The organism is Neorhizobium sp. T6_25, assembly GCF_002968555.1.
GTDB lineage: Bacteria > Pseudomonadota > Alphaproteobacteria > Rhizobiales > Rhizobiaceae > Neorhizobium.
In genome coordinates this window covers 1-1,358 of the sequence record NZ_PVBL01000062.1, presented here as the reverse complement: position 1 = coordinate 1,358, position 1,358 = coordinate 1, and the positions used below count along the sequence as shown (strand labels likewise).

The following is a 1,358-nucleotide window of genomic DNA, read 5'->3' as shown; positions in this document are numbered from 1 at the left end:
GATCGTGTCCCAGGATGTGGTGTAGCTTAGACGACCACGGCTCATCCCAGAGGGCCGGATGAGTGTCAGCTTGCAGCTGGCAGGCTGATGAGTGGATCATCGCTCATAGTGGCGATTGTCTCAAGTGTCATATAGCGGGATCGCTGGACGGCCCATTCATCGTTCTGTTCGAGCAGCAGCGCCCCGACCAGGCGCACAATGGCGTCATCGTTGGGGAAGATGCCGACCACCTCTGTCCGTCGCTTGATCTCGCCGTTCAATCGCTCGATAGGGTTGGTCGAGTGCAACTTGGTCCAGTGCGCCTTGGGAAAGGTCATGTAGGCGAGCACGTCCTGCTCGGCGCTGTCCATGAGGGTTGCAAGCTTCGGCACCTTCGGCCTGATCTGGTCGGCGACGTTGCGCCACTGGGTGCTTGCGGCCTCCGGTGTGTCCTGAGCAAAAGCCGTGGCGATGAAGGCGGAGACAACACGGCGTCCGCTCTTTCCGGCATGGGCCAGGGCATTACGCATGAAGTGGACACGGCACCTCTGCCAAGTGGCCGAGAGCACCTTCGATACGGCTGCTTTGATGCCCTCATGAGCATCAGAGACGACGAGCTTGACGCCGAGCAGGCCCCGTCTGGTCAGCTTACGCAGGAACTCGGTCCAGATCGCTTCGGCTTCGGATGTGCCGATCTCCATCCCAAGCACTTCACGTCGACCGTCAGTGTTGACGCCCACCGCGATGATGACCGCGACAGAGACGATGCGCCCGCCGCGCCGGACCTTCAGATAGGTGGCGTCGATCCAGAGATAGGGCCATTCGCCTTCGATGGGCCGGTCGAGGAAGGCCTTCACCTTCTCGTCGATCTCCTCGCACAGTCGGGATACCTGGCTCTTGGAGATGCCGCTCATGCCCATCGCCTTGACGAGGTCATCGACGGATCGGGTCGAAACGCCCTGGATATAGGCTTCCTGAATGACTGCCGTCAGGGCTTTCTCCGCCATGCGGCGTGGCTCGAGGAAGCTCGGGAAATAACTGCCTGTGCGAAGCTTCGGAATGCGCAGCTCGACGGTGCCTGCCCGTGTCTCCCAGTCGCGGTCACGATAGCCGTTGCGCTGGGCAAGCCGCAAACCATTCTTCTCGCCATAGCCCGCGCCGGTCTTCGCGCCGACCTCCAGCGCCATCAGCTTCTCAGCGGCAAAGCCGATCATCTCGCGCAGCAAATCGGCGTCGGCGCTCTTCTCAACGAGTGAGCGCAGGTTCATCATGTCGTCGGTCATCGGTGGTGTCCTTCAGGTTGGCTCTAAGCAACCCGACCCTAACGGAAATCACCGATGGCTATGAAATCCAGCTACACCACTCCATGGGACACGATC

The 1,358-nt window shown here is 60.8% G+C and carries 1 protein-coding gene; it reads right to left on the bottom strand.

Annotated features, from left to right (window positions below; genetic code table 11):
* Nucleotides 1-65 precede the first annotated feature (65 nt).
* Nucleotides 66-1,262, bottom strand: a complete 1,197-nt coding sequence (locus C5L10_RS33315; RefSeq protein ID WP_105433208.1) for an IS256 family transposase — start codon at nucleotides 1,260-1,262, stop codon at nucleotides 66-68.
* Nucleotides 1,263-1,358 lie beyond the last annotated feature (96 nt).

What these genes read in the sequence shown, in the direction of transcription:
- C5L10_RS33315 (WP_105433208.1), bottom strand. Translation starts at nt 1,262, where the DNA reads ATGACCGACGACATGATGAACCTGCGCTCACTCGTTGAGAAGAGCGCC.